At 56.4% G+C, this 1,393-nt stretch carries 1 rRNA gene (cut by a window edge); it reads right to left on the bottom strand.

The window, feature by feature from the left end:
* A 23S ribosomal RNA gene (locus tag ACIBVN_RS60730) occupies positions 1 to 1,393 on the bottom strand (its annotated part extends 1,266 nt beyond the left edge of the window); the annotation flags it as partial.

Below are 1,393 nucleotides of genomic sequence, written 5' to 3'. Positions count from 1 at the left end.
CAGGCGTCAGTCCGTATACATCGTCTTACGACTTCGCACGGACCTGTGTTTTTAGTAAACAGTCGCTTCCCCCTGGCCACTGCGACCCCCACCAGCCTCGGACGCACGGTCCTACACCAGCAGAGGTCCCCCTTCTCCCGAAGTTACGGGGGCAATTTGCCGAGTTCCTTAACCACAGTTCACCCGATCGCCTCGGTATTCTCTACCTGACCACCTGAGTCGGTTTAGGGTACGGGCCGCCACAACACTCACTAGAGGCTTTTCTCGGCAGCATAGGATCATCCACTTCACCACAATCGGCTCGGCATCACATCTCAGGATACATACGAGGCGGATTTACCTACCTCGCTCCCTACATGCTTACCCCAGGACAACCATCGCCTGGGCTGGACTACCTTCCTGCGTCACCCCATCGCTTACCTACTACCCGATCGGTTCGAGCGTTCAGTCTCACCCACACTCCGAAGAGCGTTAGGGACTTAAGGACTCTTAGCATCACGAGGTTCGATATGGGCGCATTGAAGCGGGTACGGGAATATCAACCCGTTGTCCATCGACTACGCCTGTCGGCCTCGCCTTAGGTCCCGACTTACCCTGGGCGGATTAACCTGCCCCAGGAACCCTTGGTCATCCGGCGCGAGGGTTTCTCACCCTCGATTCGCTACTCATGCCTGCATTCTCACTCGCACAGCCTCCACAACTAGATCACTCTGCTGCTTCACCGGCTGCACGACGCTCCCCTACCCACCAACAACCCGAAGGCTGTCAGTGCCACGACTTCGGCGGTGTACTTGAGCCCCGCTACATTGTCGGCGCAGAATCACTTGACCAGTGAGCTATTACGCACTCTTTCAAGGGTGGCTGCTTCTAAGCCAACCTCCTGGTTGTCTCTGCGACTCCACATCCTTTCCCACTTAGCACACGCTTAGGGGCCTTAGTCGGTGATCTGGGCTGTTTCCCTCTCGACTACGAACCTTATCGCCCGCAGTCTCACTGCCACGCTCTCACTTACCGGCATTCGGAGTTTGGCTGACGTCAGTAACCTTGTCGGGCCCATCGGCCATCCAGTGCTCTACCTCCGGCAAGAAACACGCAACGCTGCACCTAAATGCATTTCGGGGAGAACCAGCTATCACGGAGTTTGATTGGCCTTTCACCCCTACACACAGATCATCCCCCAGGTTTTCAACCCTGGTGGGTTCGGTCCTCCACCCAGTCTTACCTGAGCTTCAACCTGCCCATGCGTAGATCACTCCGCTTCGGGTCTACAGCATGCGACTCAAACGCCCTATTCAGACTCGCTTTCGCTACGGCTACCCCACACGGGTTAACCTCGCCACACACCATAACTCGCAGGCTCATTCTTCAAAAGGCACGCAGTCACATCACACAA

This window comes from Nonomuraea sp. NPDC049400 (assembly GCF_044466425.1).
GTDB lineage: Bacteria > Actinomycetota > Actinomycetes > Streptosporangiales > Streptosporangiaceae > Nonomuraea.
Note: the sequence above shows the minus strand (reverse complement) of the source record. Positions and strands in the feature narration are given on the sequence as shown.